This window comes from Nesterenkonia sandarakina (assembly GCF_013410215.1).
GTDB lineage: Bacteria > Actinomycetota > Actinomycetes > Actinomycetales > Micrococcaceae > Nesterenkonia > Nesterenkonia sandarakina.
The window spans coordinates 2,640,336-2,658,105 of record NZ_JACCFQ010000001.1; the positions used below are offsets into that span (position 1 = coordinate 2,640,336).

Here is a 17,770-nt window from a genome sequence, read left to right on the forward strand (position 1 = left end):
TCGGAACCCAGGCACAAGCAGAGCGCCCGCGAACCGGCCGGGCACCATTGAAGTGAAGGACGTTGAAGACGATGACCGAGACCGAGAAGACCACCATCGACCCAGCGGCGCAGTCCGACCTCAGCGAGGACACCCGCGAGGTCCTCGTCGAGCTGCTCACCCAGCACCAGGCGCTGCTGACCGAGCTGCGCTGGGCCTATGGGCAGCTGGAACGCCTCCAGGAGGTAGATATCGCCGCCCTGAAGCAGCGCGTCTCAGAACTCGAACAGCGCCGTTCCCGCGGGAAGACCGCACTGGCGGCCTCGGCCACCGCCTCGTCGAAGATGCGCAAGCGCGTGGAGTTCACTCTGCAGCACCCCGATAAGGCCGCGCGGGCGGCCGGACGGAAACTCTCCCGGCCCTTTGAACGGGCCGCCCGACGAGCAGGGCTCAGCCGGTGACACCCCGGCCGGACCACATCGGTCCGCACCCGCGCCAGGTCCGCCTGGAGGCGGGCGCCGCTGCGATCACGCGGCTGCTCATGGCACCGGATCCGGCGCGCGCCCTGCGCCAGATGGGCACCCTTGAGCTCTTGGGCCCAGAACCGGGCAGCCCCTTCGCCCGAGGCGCGAGAGACGCCTCGGACCTGCTCGAGCGCCTCGAGCCGGCCATGCGGGCACTCCCCGCCACAGAGTCCGGGATCTCCCGACCCGCACTCCCGCTGCGCGTGGCCGTCGTCGACGACGAGGCGACCCGCTGGGTGCTGCACGGTGCAGCCCAGGTCCTCGGGTTCAGCGGCGCCGAGCTCAGCTCCGACCCGGCGCTGCTTGAAGGGATCGACCTTCTCGTGCTGACCCCGGTGAGCGTAGGAGCCCGCTTCAGCTTCCCGGCAGAGGGAGTCAGCGAGGCCACCGAAGATGAACAGGCGGTCCGGGTCCAGCGGCTGCTTGGCGAGGTGCTCCCGCACTGCGCGATACGTGGCACACCGGTGGTCTTCTGGGACCGCACGACGCGCAGCACCACCGCCGCCGGCCGAGAGATCGCCGACGCCTGTGAGCAGGTCTTCGCCGTGTCCCAGGAGGCCGTCCGCCGCTACGCGGACTCGCGGGGCGAGGCGTCCACGGTCACCCGGGTGCCGATGGTGGTCAACCCGCTGCAGAACTCCCCATTGGGCTCGCGCAACACCTGCTCCGAGGTGATCGCGATGGCCGGGGCCCAGGTCCCCCAGAGCCCCCGCGATCTGCGATTGATGGCGGAATGGATCCTCGATGGCATCAGCGCCCAGGGGCTCCCCGCGGCGCTGCTGCGCCGGGACGGGAGGGACACCTTCCCGGCAGGGGTCGGAGCCGGGTTCGCCGCCCGGCACTGGCCGCTGCTCGTGGAGAACCCAGGAGCCGAGACCCTGGCCGCCCTGGACCGGGTGACCGACATCGGCATTGTCCTCAACGAGGTGATCAGCTCCCAGACGCTCTACGATCGGCGCATCATCGAGCTGCAGGCCGCTGGTTCCCTGGTGATCAGCGGCTACAACCAGGGCGTGAACTCCTACCTGCCGCATGTCCAGATCCCACAGTCCGCCGAGGACGTCTCGGCCGCACTGGGATCACTGAGCGTCGCGGAGCTCAGACGCGTCCAGGGCGACGGGATCCGCACAGCTTTCATCAACCACCACGTCTGCGACGTGCTGGAGACCATGTGCGCCGCCGTCGGCCTGCCAGCCGCGCAGCCCACCGAACGGGTGCTTGCCGTGATTGATCAGCCCGCGCCGGCCCGGGGAGCCGAACACCTGGGAGGAACCGCACGCACCACGGGCAACCACGAGCTGGATCCGGTGCTGCGCGGCGAGCTGGCCTCCCAGACCCACGGAGCGGTCCCGCTGACCACCTGGGATCAGCTGCCCGCCCGCCATGGCAGCTACGACATCCTGCTCCCGGTCTCCACCCGTCGGCACTACTCGCCCACCTATGTGGCGGACATGGTGGCGGCGTTCCGCTACCAGGGCGCCGGCGTGATCTCCAAGCTCGATGGCAGCGCGGAACAGACCGGGCATGCCGCCCAGCGCCACGCATCGGCCACCCATGCGGGTCTGCCCGCGGACCTCACGGCGTGGTGGCGTCCTGCTGCCGAAGCCACAGCCAGCCCCGCTGCGCTGCGCAGACACGCCGCCGAGGAGCGGGTCTTCTTCATCGACCACCTCGGACATCACGCCCGCGGGGACCGGGCGCGCCGAGACCGCCCGGCGCTGCTGGTCGATGAGGATCTGCAGGCGACCTCACGGCGTGCCGCCGAGACCGCGCGCCGACTCGACCTGGCCCTGACCGTGATCGTTCCGGTCTACAACAACGGCGATCACCTGCGGCATAAGGCCTTCGCGTCGCTGCGCCGTTCATCCATCTTCGAGAACATGCACGTGCTTCTGGTCAATGACGGGTCCACCGATCCGGTCACGGTGGACACCGTGGAGGAGCTCGCGCACGAGTATCCGAACGTGACCGCCTACCACCATGGAGGTGGCGGCTCCGGCTCGGCGTCGCGACCACGGAACACCGGACTGGAGCTCACGCACACACCGTTCGTGACCTACCTGGACCCGGACAACGAGGCGATCCAGGACGGCTTCGCGCAGCTGCTCGAGGACATCTCGGAGCACCAGGATGTGGACTTCGTGCTGGGTGATATGACGCATTGGGCCAGCCGGTTCGGCCGTCTGCGCTACAGCGAGCTGCTGCGCGAGACGCTGGCTGAGCACCAGGACCCTTCAGGCACCATCACCGTTCCGCGGGACGCTCTGGAGAAGCTGCACTTCCGTCCGATGGGGATCCAGACGGTTGTTGCTCGCACCGAGTGGCTCAAGGCCTGCGGACTGCAGCAGCCGGTGGGCGCGGTGGGGCAGGACAGCTACTTCTTCCAGCAGATGCTCTACTACGCCCGCAGGGTCCGGGTCCACGACATCGGGGTGCACACCTACTACTCGGCGGTCAGCGACTCCACCGTTAACACCATCAATCCGGGCTACTTCGAGAAGTACCGTCCCTTGGATCTCGCGCGGTCACAGTGGCTGCGGGAGGTGGGCAAGCTGGAGGCCTACCGGGAACTCCGACTGGAGCCCTTCTTCGTGAGCTGGATGCTGCCGAAGCTGCGCCGACTCGAGGCCGAGCCCGCGGACTGGCGCTTCGCCGCCGAGACCCTGGCGGATCTGCTGGGCTACTACGGGGACCACCAGTGGACCACCCCGGAGGCTGTCGAGTTCTGGGAGCACCTGGCGCAGGCTCGGGGGCGCTCCCCCCGCTGAACCCGCCATCCTGTGAGATGGTCCTTCCCCACAGCGGAGCACCCGGCGGGACGCGCTAGGGTCCCTGCAGCGCCGGCTCGATCCGCTGGGCCAGCTCCGCGGTCACCGAGCGGACGAAGTTCTGCGAGACGTGGCTGTTGTCGTTATAGGTGATCGCTCCGCCGAGCACCGCGTAGCAGGTGCCCTGCTCCTCCGAGCAGAGCAGATCCTCGGTCGGGACGAAATGATAGTTCTCAGCCTCGGCGAACACGGTCTCTGACGCTGTGAGCCAGCGCTCGCTGACCCGGGTGTCCTGGAGGTCGTCGTTGCAGGCGGCGGGGTCCTCCTCGTGCAGAGCCACGCACTCGGGCAGGGTCTCAGTCTCATTGCGCTCGAGATTGAGCCGGGGAATCTCGCCCATCACCACGACCTGCTTCTCGGCTTCGAGCCAGAACTGGATCGGGGTCAGGATGCTGCGCCCGGCGTCGCTGAGCTCCACCTCGGACTCCGGAAGGTCCACCTTGACGTCGGGGCCCTCGAAGCCTCCGGTCATCTGGCTGCCCGCGATGACCACCGTCTCGACCTCGGGGTCCTCCGCGAGCCGATCCAGGATCTCGAGGTTGGCCTCCCCACAGGGGTCCTCCGCCTGGACGTAGGTGGCGGCCCGGGGAGTGCAGCTGGAGCGGGTCAGCACCAGCAGGCGCTTGCCGGCGTCCTGGGCGATCTCATCCAGGGCGGGCAGCCACATCGTGGCGTGGGAGTCACCGAACACCGCGATGGTCCCCTCCGCCTGGGCCGCCTCCGCGCCGAGCCAGCACTCCGGAACGCCCTCGTCCTCTGCCTCGGCCTGGCAGCCCGGGTACGCCGGCTCCTGGGGCTGGGCGGCGACCTCGGCCGCGGAGGGCGTCAGGCCCTGGGTCCCTTCGAACGGGTCGCCGCACTGGTCTGGATTCGCCAAGGCCCGGTAGCCGTAGCAGGGGTGGTCCTCGGAGAGCTCAGAGGCGGTGAACTCCGCCTCCACGATCTGAACCGAGTAGTGGGCCACGCCGACCACCAGGGCCATCCCGGCCGCAGCAGCGACCAGGGTGCGCCAGGTCGGCAGCAGGACCCTCGCGCGACGCAGCGGGGCCTCGTAGAACCTGGTGCTCAGCGCGGAGAGCAGCACCACGCCGAAGATCAGCGCGACCTTGACCTCCCAGCGCTCGGTTCCCTCCAGGAGGTAGGGCGCAAAGATCAGCACCGGCCAGTGCCAGAGATAGATCGCATAGGACCAGTCACCGATCGCCGTGGCTGGTCGCAGCGAGAGCCACCAGTGCACCCCGACCCACGGGCTCTTGCCACCGCAGGCCATCAGCAGCACCGTCCCCAGAGTCGGCAGCAGGGCCGTCCAGCCCGGGAACGGGGTGGTCTCGCTGAAGCACCAGGCCGCGGCAAGGATCATCCCCAGTCCGGCCCAGCCGAGCAGGTTCCCCCACCGGCCGATGAACTGGCTGGACCCGAGGATCAGCGCCAGCAGGGCTCCGAGCGCGAACTCCCAGATCCGGGTCGGGGTGATGAAGTAGGCCTCGGCGGAGGACTCGGCGGTGTAGTAGATCGAGAACGCCAGGGATCCGGCACCGAGCAGACCGATCACCCAGAGGAAGATCGCCCTGGTGTGGTTGCGCGGCACCGCAGCACCCTCGGCACGGGTCCGGACGCGCCGGCTCAGCACTGCGATGCCCAGGACGACCGCGAGGAGCACCGGCCACAACAGGTAGAACTGTTCCTCCACAGAGAGCGACCAGAAGTGCTGCACCGCGGTGGCCCGCTCATCAGCCTTGGAGTAGTCGATCGCGTCCTCGGCCAGGACCCAGTTCTGCACGTAGAGCGCCGAGGCCATGATCTGCCGGCTGGTGCTCTGCCACAGCGTGCTGGGCAGGATCAGCACCGACGCGACAGCGGTCGCGGCCAGCACCAACAGGCTCAGCGGCAGCAGGCGCCGGATTCTGCGCGCCCAGAACTGACCCAGCCGGATCCGCCCGGTCCGGGACGCCTCCTTGAACAGGTGCCCCGTGATCAGGTAGCCCGAGATCACGAAGAAGACATCGACCCCGACGTACCCGCCTCGCAGCTGCTCCGGCCAGAAGTGGTAGACCACCACCAGCAGCACCGCCAAGGCTCGCATGCCCTGGATCTCCGGCTGAAAACGTTCGCTGCGTGAGCCTCGTCCGGCGGGCTGAGTCACGGTTGTCGAAGCCACGGCCGGGGCAGGTGCAGATGTCACGCGTGAGGACATGGGCGGTTCGTTTCTTCCTTCCACGCTTGACGGCAACCGATCTAAGATATCGCCGTTTTCGGAGAAACCCCGACCCCACACCGATCTGCAGGATCCCAGGCTCGCGGAGGGTAGTGACCGCTTGAACCGGCTGGGATAGACTCGCCTGCTGTCAGCCTCATCGTGCCCTCAGCCCCTCCCGCTCTGGGCATCATCGTGTCGCCTACGAAAGTGGACCGCCTTGCCCAGGAACTTCTCCAGCGTCGGTGTCATCGGACTCGGTTACATCGGACTGCCCACCGCCGCGATCCTTGCAGACCACGGCGTCACCACGATCGGCGTGGACGTCTCTGAGCGCAACGTTGCGGCGGTGAACAAGGGCGAGGTCCCCTTCGTGGAACCCGGCCTGCGCGAGGTCCTGGAACGTGCGGTGAGCAGCGGCACGCTGACCGCGACGACGCAGACGCCCACGGCCGAGGCCTACATCGTCGCAGTGCCCACCCCGTTCACCGAGGCACACGCCGCGGACCTCTCCTATATCGAGGCTGCCGCGGATGGGATCGCAGGGAAGCTCACCGGCGGAGAACTGATCATCTTGGAATCCACCTCCCCTCCGGGAGCCACAGAGCATCTCGCGCAGCGGATCCTCGCGGCGCGCCCAGACCTCGGCGCCGAGGACATCCTGGTCGCGCACTGTCCCGAGCGCGTGCTGCCGGGCAGGATCATGGAGGAGATGATCACCAACGATCGGATCATCGGCGGGCTGACTCCGGCCGCCGCAGAGGCCGCCCGTGACCTGTACTCAGCCTTCGCAAAAGGTGAGTTCCTGCTCACGGATGCGCGCACCGCCGAGATGGCGAAGCTCACCGAGAACAGCTTCCGCGACGTCAACATCGCCTTCGCCAATGAGCTCTCGGTCATCAGCCACCGACTGGGCATCGATGTCTGGGAGCTCATCGAGCTGGCCAACCACCATCCCCGGGTCAACATCCTCCAGCCCGGCCCGGGAGTGGGCGGCCACTGCATCGCCGTGGACCCGTGGTTCATCGTCGACGCGGCCCCCGAGGAGTCCCGGCTGATCCGCACCGCTCGCGAGACCAACGACGCGAAGCCGGAGTGGGTTCTGGGCCGGATCGAGCAGGCCCTGGAGTCTGCCGGGCCCGCCCCCACCGTGGCGCTGCTGGGGCTCGCCTTCAAAGCCGACATCGATGACCTGCGCGAGTCTCCCGCGCTGCAGATCGCTCAGACGCTGGCCGAGCGCGCCCCACAGGCGCAGCTGCTGGCCGTGGAGCCCCATATCCAGACCCTGCCCGCGGCGCTCAGCGGGTTCAGCAACGTGGCGCTGACTGACCTCGATGAGGCTCTGCAGCGCGCCGACGTGGTGGTGCTGCTGGTGGATCACCAGGTGTTCAAGGACCTGCCGGCGGCGCGACTCGGTGAGGCCGTGCTGATCGACACGCGCGGGATCTGGCGCTGACCCGCTGCAGGGATGAGCTCTGCAGGCTGATGCGCCCGCCCGCGCCGGTCTCCTAGGAGTTCGCCGCCAGGGCCGGTTCCATCCGCGAGGTCAGCTCCGGGATGGTGGAGCGCACGAAGGTCCGCGCGAGGTGGCTGTTGTCCGAGTAGGTGATGGCCCCACCGAGCACCGCATAGCAGGTGTCCTCTCGGCACACCAGGTCCTCCGTGGGCACGAAGTGGTAGTTCTCCTCCTCGGCGAAGACCTCCGCAGACCGGGTCAGCCAGCGATCCCCCACCTGGGTGTCTTCGAGCCGCTCATTGCACGCAGAGAGATCCCCTTCGTTCAGGGCCACGCACTCCGGGAGGGTCTCCTCGGACTGCTCGTCGTTGCTCATGCGCGGGGCCTCCCCAAAGACCACCACTTCCTTCTCCGCCTCAAGCAGCCGCACGATCGGCTCATACATCGCCAGCGCCGAGTCGTCGAGGTCGTAACGTTCCGCGTCGAGGCCGAGATCACTGCTGGGTCCGCCGAACTCGCCGTGCATCTGACTCGCCGCGATCACCACGGTGTCCACGTCCTCATCCTCAGTGAGCTCATCGATGGCCTCCACGTTGCTCCGGAGGCACTCACTGGAGTCGCCCCCAACCTCCCCGCCGCGGGGTGTGCAGGCGGAGCGGGTCAGCACGAGAAGCTGCTTGTTCTGCTCCTGAGCGATCTCATCGAGGGCCGGCAGCCACATCGTGGCGTGAGAGTCACCGAAGACCGCGACCGTGCCCTGGGCCTCGGACTCCTCAGCCCCCAGCCAACACTCCTGGACTCCCGGTGTGTCCTCATCGGCCTGGCAGCCCGGGAAGGCTTCTTCCTGGTACTGCTGCGTGACCACTGCCGGGGAGGGCCAGAGCCCCAGATCCCCCTCGAACGGGGAACCGCACTCCTCAGGGTTCGCCAGGGCCCTGTAGCCGTAACAGGGGTGATCCTCGCTCAGCGCCGAGTCCGCGGAGTTGGTCTGTATCGCGGAGACCGCCACGCTTCCGGAGACGATGACCAACACCATGCCAGCACCGGCGGCCGCCATGGTCCGCCAGGTGGGGAGCAGGATCTTGGCCCGGCGGATCGGGGTCTCGAAGAAGCGGGTGCTCAGCGCGGAGAGCCCGATGATGCCCAGGATCAGCAGGACCTTCACGTACCAGAACCTGGCCGACTCGCTGATGTAGGGAGAGAAGACCACCACCGGCCAGTGCCAGAGGTAGATCGCATAGGACCAGTCGCCGATGGCAGTGGCGGGCCGCAGCGAGAGCCACCAATAGATGCCGGTCCCGGGTTCACGCCCGCCGCAGGCAAGCACCAGCACCGTCCCAAGAGTCGGCAGCAGTGCAGTCCAGCCGGGGAACGGGGTGGCGTCGGTGTAGAAGACTGCAGCCCCGAGGATCATGAGGAACCCGATCCAGCCCAGGACGTTTCCGCCTCTGCCGGTGAACTGGCGGGACCCGAGCACCAGCGCCGCGACCGCGCCGAGGGTGAACTCCCAGATCCTGGTGGGTGTGACGAAGTAGGCCTGCGCCGGTGCGGCCGCCGTGTAGTAGATGGAGAAGGCCAGCGAGCCGGCGCCCAGCAGGCCCACCACCCAGAGGAATGCGGCGCGGATCTGCCGGTGTCCCAGCCCCGGGGCCCCGGAGCGTCGCTGCCGGAGGCCCAGGAACAGCAGCGTCAGCGCGAGCAGGACTGGCCAGAGGATGTAGAACTGCTCCTCCACCGAGAGTGTCCAGAAGTGCTGGACCGCCGTGGCCCGCTCATCGGCCTTGGAGTACTCCACCGCGTCGGCGGCGAGGATCCAGTTCTGCACGTACAGGGTCGAGGCGATGATCTGACGCAGGGTCGCCTGCCAGGCGGTGCTGGGCAGGATGAACACCGCCGAGATCGCAGTCAGCAGCAGCACCAGCAGACTCAGGGGCAGCAGGCGCCGGATCCGGCGTCCCCAGAACTGACCCAGACGCACTCCCCCGGTCTTCACGGCCTCCTTGAACAGGTGCGCCGTGATCAGGTACCCAGAGATCACGAAGAAGACATCGACACCCACGTAGCCGCCGGTGAGCCGTTCGGGCCAGAAGTGGTAGAGCAGCACCACGAGCACCGCGAGGGCCCGCAGCCCCTGGATCTCGGGCTGAAAGCGCGTCGGGGCCCCGGCTGCAGCTGGCAGCGGGCGGCCTGAGGCCGTCGCCTCTGCCGAGTAGGTTGAAGTCATGCTCACCTGAGTCTCTCGCCTGGTCTTCTCGACGACGCAGCGCCGGATCCACATCTGTCACCGGGTCACCTGGGAGCACTGCTGCCCACCGTCGACCTCGAAGCCGCACAATACTCCAGCGCCCTGAAGGTTCCTGGGAGGCCGACGTCGTCGTGGCTCTGACCAACGGTCCGCTGGGTCTGTGACAGACTGAGCCCGTGGATTTCGACGTACTCATTCTCTTCATCGCACTCTCCGTGATCTTGCTCGGGACCCTGGGATTCTTCCTGGTCCAGGGCGGGAAGCTGCTGCCCAAGGACAAGCGGGAGCAGTACCTGACGCAGCGGGACCCCGATGATCTCCCCTCCGGCGGCGTGGATACTCTCGAAGCTCCGGCAGAAGACCGCCCGGGCACCGAGGAGCCCACCCTTGGTGACGGCGTGGACCTCCTCGAGGAGCCCACGGTCGAAGAGCCCAGCGTGGAGACCCCGGAGCCGGTGGCGGGACGCCTCGCCCGGCTGCGTGCCCGGCTGGTGAAGTCCAACAACATCTTCGGCAGATCACTGCTGGCCCTGCTCTCCCGGGACGAGATCGACGAGGACGTCTGGGACGAGATCGAAGAGGTCCTGCTGATGGCTGACCTCGGCACAGAGCCGACCATGGAGCTGGTGGACCGGCTCCGGGAACGGGTCAAGGTCGAGGGCACCAAGGACCCCGCCGTGGTGAAGTCGATGCTCACCGAGGAACTGACTGCCCTGGTGGATCCCACCCTGGATCGCCGACTCACGGTCAGCGCCGACGGACGCCCGGCCGTGCTCATGGTGGTCGGGGTCAACGGGGTCGGCAAGACCACCACCGTCGGCAAGCTGGCCCGGATGCTGGTCGCCGAGGACAAGGACGTCCTGCTCGGCGCTGCCGACACCTTCCGCGCCGCCGCGGCCGAGCAGCTGAGCACCTGGGGGCACCGCGTGGGAGTGCCCACGGTGAAGTCCGACGTCGAGGGCGCAGACCCCGCCTCGGTGGCCTACGAGGCCGTGGATCGGGGTGTCGAGCTCGAGGTCGACGTCGTCATGATCGACACTGCCGGTCGACTCCAGAACAAGTCCAACCTGATGGACGAGCTGGGCAAGGTCAAACGTGTGGTGGAGAAGAAGTCCGCGGTCGATGAGGTGCTGCTCGTGCTCGACGCCACCACCGGCCAGAACGGTCTGAACCAGGCGAAGGTGTTCTCCGAGGTCGTCAACGTCACCGGCATCGTGCTGACCAAGCTGGACGGCACCGCCCGCGGCGGCATCGTGGTCGCGATCCAGCGTCAGCTGGGCGTCCCGGTGAAGCTCATCGGCCTCGGTGAGGGACCAGATGATCTGGCGCCCTTCGACGCGGACGAGTTCGTCGCCGCGCTCCTCGAGGACCGCTGAACCCGGCTCGCGCGGCCTGAGGTCCAGCACCGCGCGAGACCACCTGAGGCCCTCTGACTCGGTCAGCCTCGGAGCTGCACGACGGAGCAGTCACCAGCGCCGGAGGAAGGTTTAACGTCCCCGAAACATCATGGCGCGCCCGGTGAAACACGAGACGGTCACCATAGAGATCAGCTCGCATCGGTGAGATTCACCGATGACCTGATGTTTCCTGGAGGGACACATGGAACTTGGATCATTAGACGTCTGGGTGCTTGTGGCAAGCGGACTCGTGCTGCTCATGACACCCGGACTGGCCTTCTTCTACGGCGGTCTGTCTCAGGCCAAGTCCGCCATCAACATGATGATGATGAGCTTCGCCGCCATGGGCCTGGTCGCCGTGGTCTGGGCCCTCTGGGGCTCCTCCATCGCGGGCGGAGATTCAGTCGGCGGACTGTTCGGCAATCCCGGCACTGACCTCGGCCTCTACAGCACCCTGAGCGAAGCACCCGAGGAGCTCATCGGCATCGGCTTCGGCGCCACCTTCGCCATCATCACCACCGCACTGATCTCCGGCGCGATCGCAGACCGCGCCAAGTTCTCCGCCTGGATGGTCTTCGTGCCCATCTGGGTCACCCTGGTGTACTGCCCGCTGGCCTTCATGGTCTGGGGCGATGGTGGACTCCTCGTCGAGGGCGGCGCCGTCGGCGACGCTGTCGGTGAGGCAGTCGACTACGCCGGCGGCCTCGTGGTGCACATGTGCGCCGGCCTCGCTGCCCTGGTCCTTGCACTGATCCTGGGCAAGCGTCGAAACTTCACCGAACGTGCTTCACACCGCCCCCACAACACTCCGTTCGTGCTGCTGGGCGCCTCACTCCTCTGGTTCGGCTGGTTCGGCTTCAACGGCGGCGCCGCCGCCGAGGCCGGCGAAGCAGGACTCATCTGGGTCAACACCCTCCTTGCCCCCGCCGCCGCTCTGGTCGTCTGGCTCATCACCCAGCGCATCCGAGGTGAGAAGCCCACCGCCCTGGGCGCCGCCTCAGGCATCGTCGCCGGCCTGGTGGCCATCACCCCGGCCTGTGCTCACGTGGATCCGGTCGGTGCGATCGTCATCGGCGCCATCTCCGGCTTCGTCTGCTACCTGGCAGTCGGCCTGAAGTACAAGCTCGGCTTCGATGACACGCTCGACGTGGTCGGACTGCACTTCGTCGCCGGCCTGTGGGGCACCGTGGCCATCGGTCTGCTGGGGCGCGCCGAGCTGATCGACGGCGAACGTGCCGGTCTGCTCTACGGCGGCGGTCTGGGTCTGATGGGCTCACAGATCGTGGCGGTCCTGGTGACTCTGGTCTTCACCGTAGTGATGACCGCGATCATCGCCTACGCCATCCACGCCACCATCGGCTTCCGCGTCACCTCCGACGTGGAGACCGTCGGCATCGACCGTTCCGAGCACGACGAGGATGCCTACATCTTCGAGACGGTCAACGGTGCCAGCAAGACCACGGCTGGGGCACCGCGAGAATGACGACCGCCTAGGTCACGGTTCTCCGTCTCACCGAAGAAGCCGGGGTCGGGTCCATCGAGCGAGATGCTCGGTGGACCCGACCCCGGCTTCCTGCGTCTCTCGTGCGACCGGGCCGGTCAGGTCTGCGCGGGCGCGACCGGCTCCTCCTGGGTCTCCAAGGTCTCCGGGGCCTGTGTCCAGGCCAGCGCCCCGAACATCAGGATCACCCCGGTGACGCCGAAGGCCCAGGCGTAGCCCAGCTGGTCCACCAGGAACCCGGCCAGCAGCGGCCCCACGATCGACCCGAGATCCTGGGTCATCTGAAAGGTGGAGACCACCGAGCCCCCGTTGCGTCCGGATCCCACGATGTCAGCGATCGCGGCCTGCTGGGCCGGGTTCATCAGCCCGGTCCCCGCTCCAGCGATCACGCTGAGCAGCAGCAGCACCAGCGGGCTGGGCGCCAGGCCGAGCAGCCCGGTGGCCACCGCGGAGATCATCAGCCCGAGGATGATCGGGCGGCGTCGTCCGAAGCGGTCCGAGCGCCGGGAGAAGATCAGCACCGCGGCCACGTTGCCCGCCGCGAAGGTGGCCAGCGCGACTCCCGCCAACTGACTGGAATCCAGGAACCACCCGGACCCGACGAAGGCCGAGGCCGCGAAGAGCGGCACGATGGAGTTGCGCAGCCCGAAGGTCGCCCACCCGTTGGCGAACCCGGCGGTCAGCGCCGCCCGGTATCCCCGGTGCTGCCAGGCCTCGGCCAGGGTCGCCTTCTCCCGCTCCTCCTTGCGGCCCCGGTCCTCGAGCCGCGACTGCCGGAGCATCACAAAGACGATGCCCGCCGCGACCACCAGCGCCGCTCCGTAGACCAGGAAGGGCACCCGCTGACCGAAGACCAGCAGACCCGAGCCCACCAGCGGTCCGGCGACATTGCCGATCAGAAACGCCGAGGCGTACGCCCCGGAGACCCTTCCTCGGATGGTCGGTGGGGATTTCCTGGCCAGGAAGGTCATCGCCGAGACGGTGAAGAAGGTCGATCCGATGCCGCCGAGCGCCCGGAAGAGCAGCAGCAGCTCGTAGGTGGGCGCGTAGGCGGTGGCGATCATGGACACCGCGACGATCAGCAGTCCGATCACATAGACCGGGGTCTCCCCCAACCACTGCGTGAGCTTGCCCGAGGCCGGTGCGAAGAGCAGCCGGAACAGCCCGAAGGCCGAGACCACAGCCGAGACGGCCATGGCGGAGACGCCGAAGTCCGAGGCGTACTGGGGCAGGATCGGGGCGACGATGCCGAAGCCGATCGCGATCACGAAGGCCGAGAGGATCATCACCTTCAGCTCCGGTGGGATCCCGATCTTCGCGTCGCGTGTCATCTGGCCACTCCTGTCATTGCCCCACGGTCTGTGATGGCACCATCAATCGTCCTCGTTGCTCAACGCAACGAACCCTGGACTCATTCCCCGCCGCGGGGCATCCCCGCTCAGCGATCTCGCGTGGCACCATAGGAGCACATCTTCACGAGAGGCGAGCCGATGCAGCCCACCGACACGGACCTTGAGACATTCCTCAGCGCCGTCACCCCCAAGGTCCGGCAGCGCGACGCCCGGACCATGGTGGGGCTGATGCGCCGGGTCACGGCTCAGGAGCCTCGTCTCTGGGGCAGCATCCTGGGATTCGGCGAGTACCACTACCGCTACGCCACGGGGCGCGAGGGTGACGGCCCGGCGGCCTCGTTCGCCCCGCGCCGCTCCGCCACCACGGTCTACCTCCCGGATGGGGTCGGGGCGCACGCCGAGGCGCTGGCGAGGCTGGGCGAGCACAGCACTGGGGTGGCCTGCCTGTACATCACACGGCTGGAGCAGGTGGACCTGGGGGTCCTCGAGGAGATCATCTCAGCCAGCTATCAGCGCGTGAGCGCTGCGACCTTCGGATCTCGCGCACGCGATGGCGGCATGCTCGGCGAGGACGCGGACCGCGCAGCTACTGCGGGGTCGTGAGCTCGGTGGGTGCGCCGATCCTCTGAGAGACCACGCGGGTAGAGCCGTCCTGGCGCATCGATACCCCGTACAGGGCGTCGGCGATCTCCATGGTGCGCTTCTGGTGGGTGATGATGATCAGCTGAGAGGACTCTCGGAGCTCCTCGAAGATCACCAGCAGCCGGGACAGGTTTGTGTCGTCGAGGGCCGCCTCCACCTCATCCATCACGTAGAACGGGCTGGGACGCGCCTTGAAGATCGCGACCAGCAGCGCGACGGCGGTCAGCGAGCGTTCCCCGCCGGAGAGCAGCGAGAGCCGACGGATCCTCTTGCCCGGCGGCCTGGCCTGCACCTCGATCCCTGTGTTGAGCATGTCCTCCGGATTGGTCAGCTCCAGACGGCCCTCGCCACCGGGGAAGAGCCGGGCGAAGACCCGTTCGAACTGCACCTTGGTGTCAAGCCAGGCCTCGGTGAACACCCGCTCCACGGTCGCGTCGACCTCGGCGATGATCTCGAGCAGGTCCTGCCGTGACTTCTTGAGGTCACTCAGCTGCTCCTGCAGGTAGGTGTGGCGTTCCTGGAGCGCGGAGTGCTCCTCAAGTGCCAGGGGGTTCACCTTGCCCAGCGCCTTGAGCTCGCGGCGGGCCTGAGCGAGCCGCTTCTCCTGGGCGGACCGGTCATAGGGCACACCTGACTCGACCGGATCCGCTGGCAGCGCGTTTTCTCCGGTTCCGGCTGATTCGTCCGGCTTGACTGATTCCCCAGACCCGGGGGATTCATCCGCGCGGGTGGGCGAGCCGTCTTCCGGCTCGGGCACCAGCTGGTCCGGCCCGTAGTGCTCGATCAGGTATTCCGGGGTCAGGCTGAGCTCCTCGAGTCCGCGGGCCTCAGCGGCCTCCAGGCTCAGACGCAGCTCGGTGCGGGTCAGCTCCGCCTGATGCAGCGCCGCCGTCAACGTCTCCAGCTCAGCGGCCTCGTTGCGGCGCGCCTGGCGCAGCGTGCGGGTCCGCTCCTGGGTCTGACGCCCTGCATCCTCGGCAGCCAGGCGGGTGTGCTGGGAGCGTTCCAAGACTCCGACCAAGGCTTGGAAGGCCGCCTCGGCCTCCGCCTGGACGGCCTCTGCCTGTGCTGCCCGGGAGCTGCGCGCCCGGGCCACCTTCTGGGCCTCCTCCCGGCGGGCCTGCTCCGCGGTGGCGCTGCGGCGCAGCGCGGCGGCACGTTCCAGGATCTGTTTGTGCTGTTCCTGAGCGGCGCGCAGCTCCAACCGGGAGTCCACCTCCTGGCGGCGCTGCGCCGTGGCCGCGGCCGAGAGCCGGTCGCGTTCCACGCTGGAAGGCTCCTCCTCGGTGTCCTGGCTCTGCGCGGCGTCCAGTCGCTGCTGCGCCTCCTGCAGCAGCTGCTGCGCCTGGGCGGTGGATTCCTCAGCCTCGTGGATCTCCTGCTCGGAGTGCTCGATCCGCTCGGCAGACTGCGCCAGCTCGGCGTGGAGCCGGCCCAGCTGCTCGGTGGTCGCATGCATCTCGGCGTCGTTGGCGTGCAGCGCCTGCAGGGTCTGCTCGACCGCGAGCTCCGCGGCGTTCAGATCCGACTCCTGGGAGGCGCAGGCCTGGGTGAGCAGCTCCAGTTCCGCTTCCCGCCGTTGCAGAACCTCGCTGAGCTCGGTGATCTGCGCGGTGATGGCCACATCGGAGTTCTCCAGCGCGGTGCCGCCGATCCGCTCCCCCGGACGCAGGATGATCCCAGTGGTGGTCACCGCCGTGCGCACCTCGGGACGCTGCAACACCGCGCTCGCCTGGGCAGGGTCGGTGCACAGCACGACACCGGTGAGCGCCCCGAGAACCGGGCCGCGCAGGTCAGCGGCGATGCTGACCACCTCTTCCGCCCACACCGCGCCCTCAGGCAGCTGCGTCGGGGCAGGAACCGCGGCAGAGGTGGAAGCGGCGGCTGAATCGGCAGCGGCAGCGGGCTGGGGTTCGGCGTCCATGGATTCGGAGGCCACCGGGTGGATCAGGTGCGCGCGCCCGGCGGATTCTGCGGCCAACCAGTCCAGGGCGGCGGCGGCGGTGTCGGCGTCCTTCACGATGAGCGCGGTGTCCAAGCTGCCCAGACAGGCGGCGATCGCCGTCTCCCAACCGGGCGTGATGCGCAGCCGCTGGGCCAGCGGGGCGTCGACCTCTGCGGCCTTGTCCTTCAGCAGCGCTGCGGCCCCGTCGCGCGGTGAGCGGGCGGCGGAGAGCCCGGAGAGCCTCGCCTTGTCCTCGCTGATGCTGGTGCGCAGCCGTTGCTGCTGGGCGAGCTGCTCGTCGTAGGCCTCACGCAGCGTCTGAAGGCGCTGATGCGCCGCCTCGTAGGCGGCGTCGAGGTCCTGCTCGCCGGTCTCCACGCCGGCGACGCGCTGTTCCAGCTCGGCGAAATCCCCTCGGGCTCGCTGCTGAGCGGCTCGCGCCGTCTCGCGCTGGTCCTCGGCACGCCGGCGGCGAGCCTGGGCGGCGTCGATCCGGCCCTGAGCGGTGTCCACCCGGCCGCGCAGCGTGGCGAGCCCGGCCCGGCGGTCCGCAACGGCGCGCAGCTGCTCGGTCAGGCGCGTCTCTTCGTCTTTGAGGGCGTCCTCGGCGGCGGCGCGAGCTGAGGAGCTGCGGTCCAGGCGTTCCTGGGCCGCAGCGACTTCTGCGGCGAGCTCCTCGGCCTGCGCGCTGACGCTCTGGGCCTGAGCTCGCAGCTCCTCCGGATCGCGACCGGTGTGCTGGACCCGGGCCGAGGCGTGCAGGCTGCGTGCGCGTTCCTCAGCAAGAGAGGCCACGGAGCGCAGCCGCTCCTGGACCTGCTCCAGCCGGTGGTGACCTGCCAAAAGCTGCTCGGCGTGAGCTCGCTGCTCGGCCGCCTGCTTCTCCAGCTCGGTGATCTCTGCGTCCTGGGCGGCCAGTGAGTCGCGCAGCGCTTCGGCCGCTTCCCGGTCGGCCTGTTCTCCCTGGCTGGATTCGTTCAGGGCGGTGGCGGCGCTGAGCAGGTCATCCGCGATCAGGCGAGAGAGCGAATCGCGCAGGTCGTGCTGGATGCGCTGCGCCCGGCGCGCCACCCGCGCCTGGCGTCCCAGCGGCGCGAGCTGCCGAGAGATCTCGCTGATCAGATCTTCCAGGCGAGCGAGGTTGCTCTGCATCGATTCGAGCTTGCGGACGCTGCGCTCTCTGCGGCGCCGGTGTTTGAGCACACCGGCGGCCTCTTCGATGAAGCCTCGGCGCTGTTCCGGTGTGGCCTGCAGGATCTGGTCCAGCTGACCCTGCCCGACGATCACGTGCATCTCCCGGCCGAGCCCGGAATCTGAGAGCAGCTCCTGGATGTCCAACAGCCGGCACTTGGCGCCGTTGATGGTGTACTCGCTGCCTCCGGCGCGGAACATGGTCCGCGAGATCGTGACCTCGGAGTATTCGATCGGCAGCGCGCCGTCGGAATTATCGATGGTCAGCGCGACCGAGGCCCTGCCCAGCGGCTGGCGCTCGGCGGTGCCGGCGAAGATGACGTCCTCCATGGTGCCCCCGCGCAGCGACTTCGCGCCCTGCTCGCCCATGACCCAGGCCAGCGCGTCGACCACATTGGACTTGCCCGAGCCGTTGGGGCCCACCACGGCGGTGACTCCGGGTTCGAACTCGAAGGTCGTGGCCGAGGCGAAGGACTTGAATCCACGGACCGTGAGGGTCTTCAGATGCACGGGGGT

General features: G+C 68.4%; 10 protein-coding genes. 6 read left to right on the forward strand and 4 right to left on the reverse strand.

Features of this window, described 5'->3' with window-relative positions:
* The first annotated feature begins 71 nt into the window (after nucleotides 1–71).
* Together HNR11_RS12105 and HNR11_RS14305 are read left to right on the forward strand one after the other, a co-directional pair.
* Nucleotides 72–440: a hypothetical protein gene (locus tag HNR11_RS12105; RefSeq protein WP_179442593.1), complete on the forward strand. Its 369-nt coding sequence runs from the start codon at nucleotides 72–74 to the stop codon at nucleotides 438–440.
* Complete coding sequence (locus tag HNR11_RS14305) at nucleotides 437–3,271, forward strand: glycosyltransferase (protein WP_179442594.1); 2,835 nt, start codon at nucleotides 437–439, stop codon at nucleotides 3,269–3,271. The genes HNR11_RS12105 and HNR11_RS14305 overlap by 4 nt, the downstream gene beginning before the upstream one ends.
* Before the next feature lie 55 nt (nucleotides 3,272–3,326).
* On the opposite strand, the gene HNR11_RS12115 is transcribed toward HNR11_RS14305, so the two are convergent.
* Nucleotides 3,327–5,474: an SGNH hydrolase domain-containing protein gene (locus tag HNR11_RS12115; protein ID WP_179442595.1), complete on the reverse strand. Its 2,148-nt coding sequence runs from the start codon at nucleotides 5,472–5,474 to the stop codon at nucleotides 3,327–3,329.
* A 271-nt stretch (nucleotides 5,475–5,745) separates the two neighbouring features.
* Here HNR11_RS12115 and wecC point away from each other — a divergent pair, with 271 nt between their 5' ends.
* A complete protein-coding gene (gene wecC / locus HNR11_RS12120) occupies nucleotides 5,746–6,981 on the forward strand; it encodes a UDP-N-acetyl-D-mannosamine dehydrogenase (protein WP_179442596.1) in 1,236 nt (411 codons plus the stop codon).
* Between the two features lie 52 nt (nucleotides 6,982–7,033).
* Here the strand turns inward: wecC and HNR11_RS12125 are convergent, their stop codons facing one another.
* The gene (locus HNR11_RS12125) at nucleotides 7,034–9,205 is read right to left on the reverse strand and encodes an acyltransferase family protein (protein WP_179442597.1); all 2,172 of its coding nucleotides are present in this window, start codon (nucleotides 9,203–9,205) and stop codon (nucleotides 7,034–7,036) included.
* Between the two features lie 197 nt (nucleotides 9,206–9,402).
* Here HNR11_RS12125 and ftsY point away from each other — a divergent pair, with 197 nt between their 5' ends.
* Nucleotides 9,403–10,602, forward strand: coding sequence for a signal recognition particle-docking protein FtsY (ftsY, locus tag HNR11_RS12130; RefSeq protein WP_179442598.1), 1,200 nt, complete (start codon nucleotides 9,403–9,405; stop codon nucleotides 10,600–10,602).
* 223 nt (nucleotides 10,603–10,825) lie between these two features.
* Complete coding sequence (locus HNR11_RS12135) at nucleotides 10,826–12,106, forward strand: ammonium transporter (protein WP_179442599.1); 1,281 nt, start codon at nucleotides 10,826–10,828, stop codon at nucleotides 12,104–12,106.
* Nucleotides 12,107–12,222: 116 nt separating this feature from the next.
* Here the strand turns inward: HNR11_RS12135 and HNR11_RS12140 are convergent, their stop codons facing one another.
* Complete coding sequence (locus HNR11_RS12140; protein ID WP_179442600.1) at nucleotides 12,223–13,455, reverse strand: MFS transporter; 1,233 nt, start codon at nucleotides 13,453–13,455, stop codon at nucleotides 12,223–12,225.
* Nucleotides 13,456–13,614: 159 nt separating this feature from the next.
* Here HNR11_RS12140 and HNR11_RS12145 point away from each other — a divergent pair, with 159 nt between their 5' ends.
* Entirely contained in the window at nucleotides 13,615–14,079 is a 465-nt protein-coding gene (locus HNR11_RS12145) for a DUF1801 domain-containing protein (protein ID WP_179442601.1), read from the forward strand.
* Here the strand turns inward: HNR11_RS12145 and smc are convergent.
* Nucleotides 14,063–17,764 (reverse strand): chromosome segregation protein SMC, encoded by a 3,702-nt coding sequence (smc, locus tag HNR11_RS12150; RefSeq protein ID WP_179442602.1) that lies wholly within the window; start codon nucleotides 17,762–17,764, stop codon nucleotides 14,063–14,065. The genes HNR11_RS12145 and smc overlap by 17 nt on opposite strands.
* Between the last annotated feature and the right edge of the window lie 6 nt (nucleotides 17,765–17,770).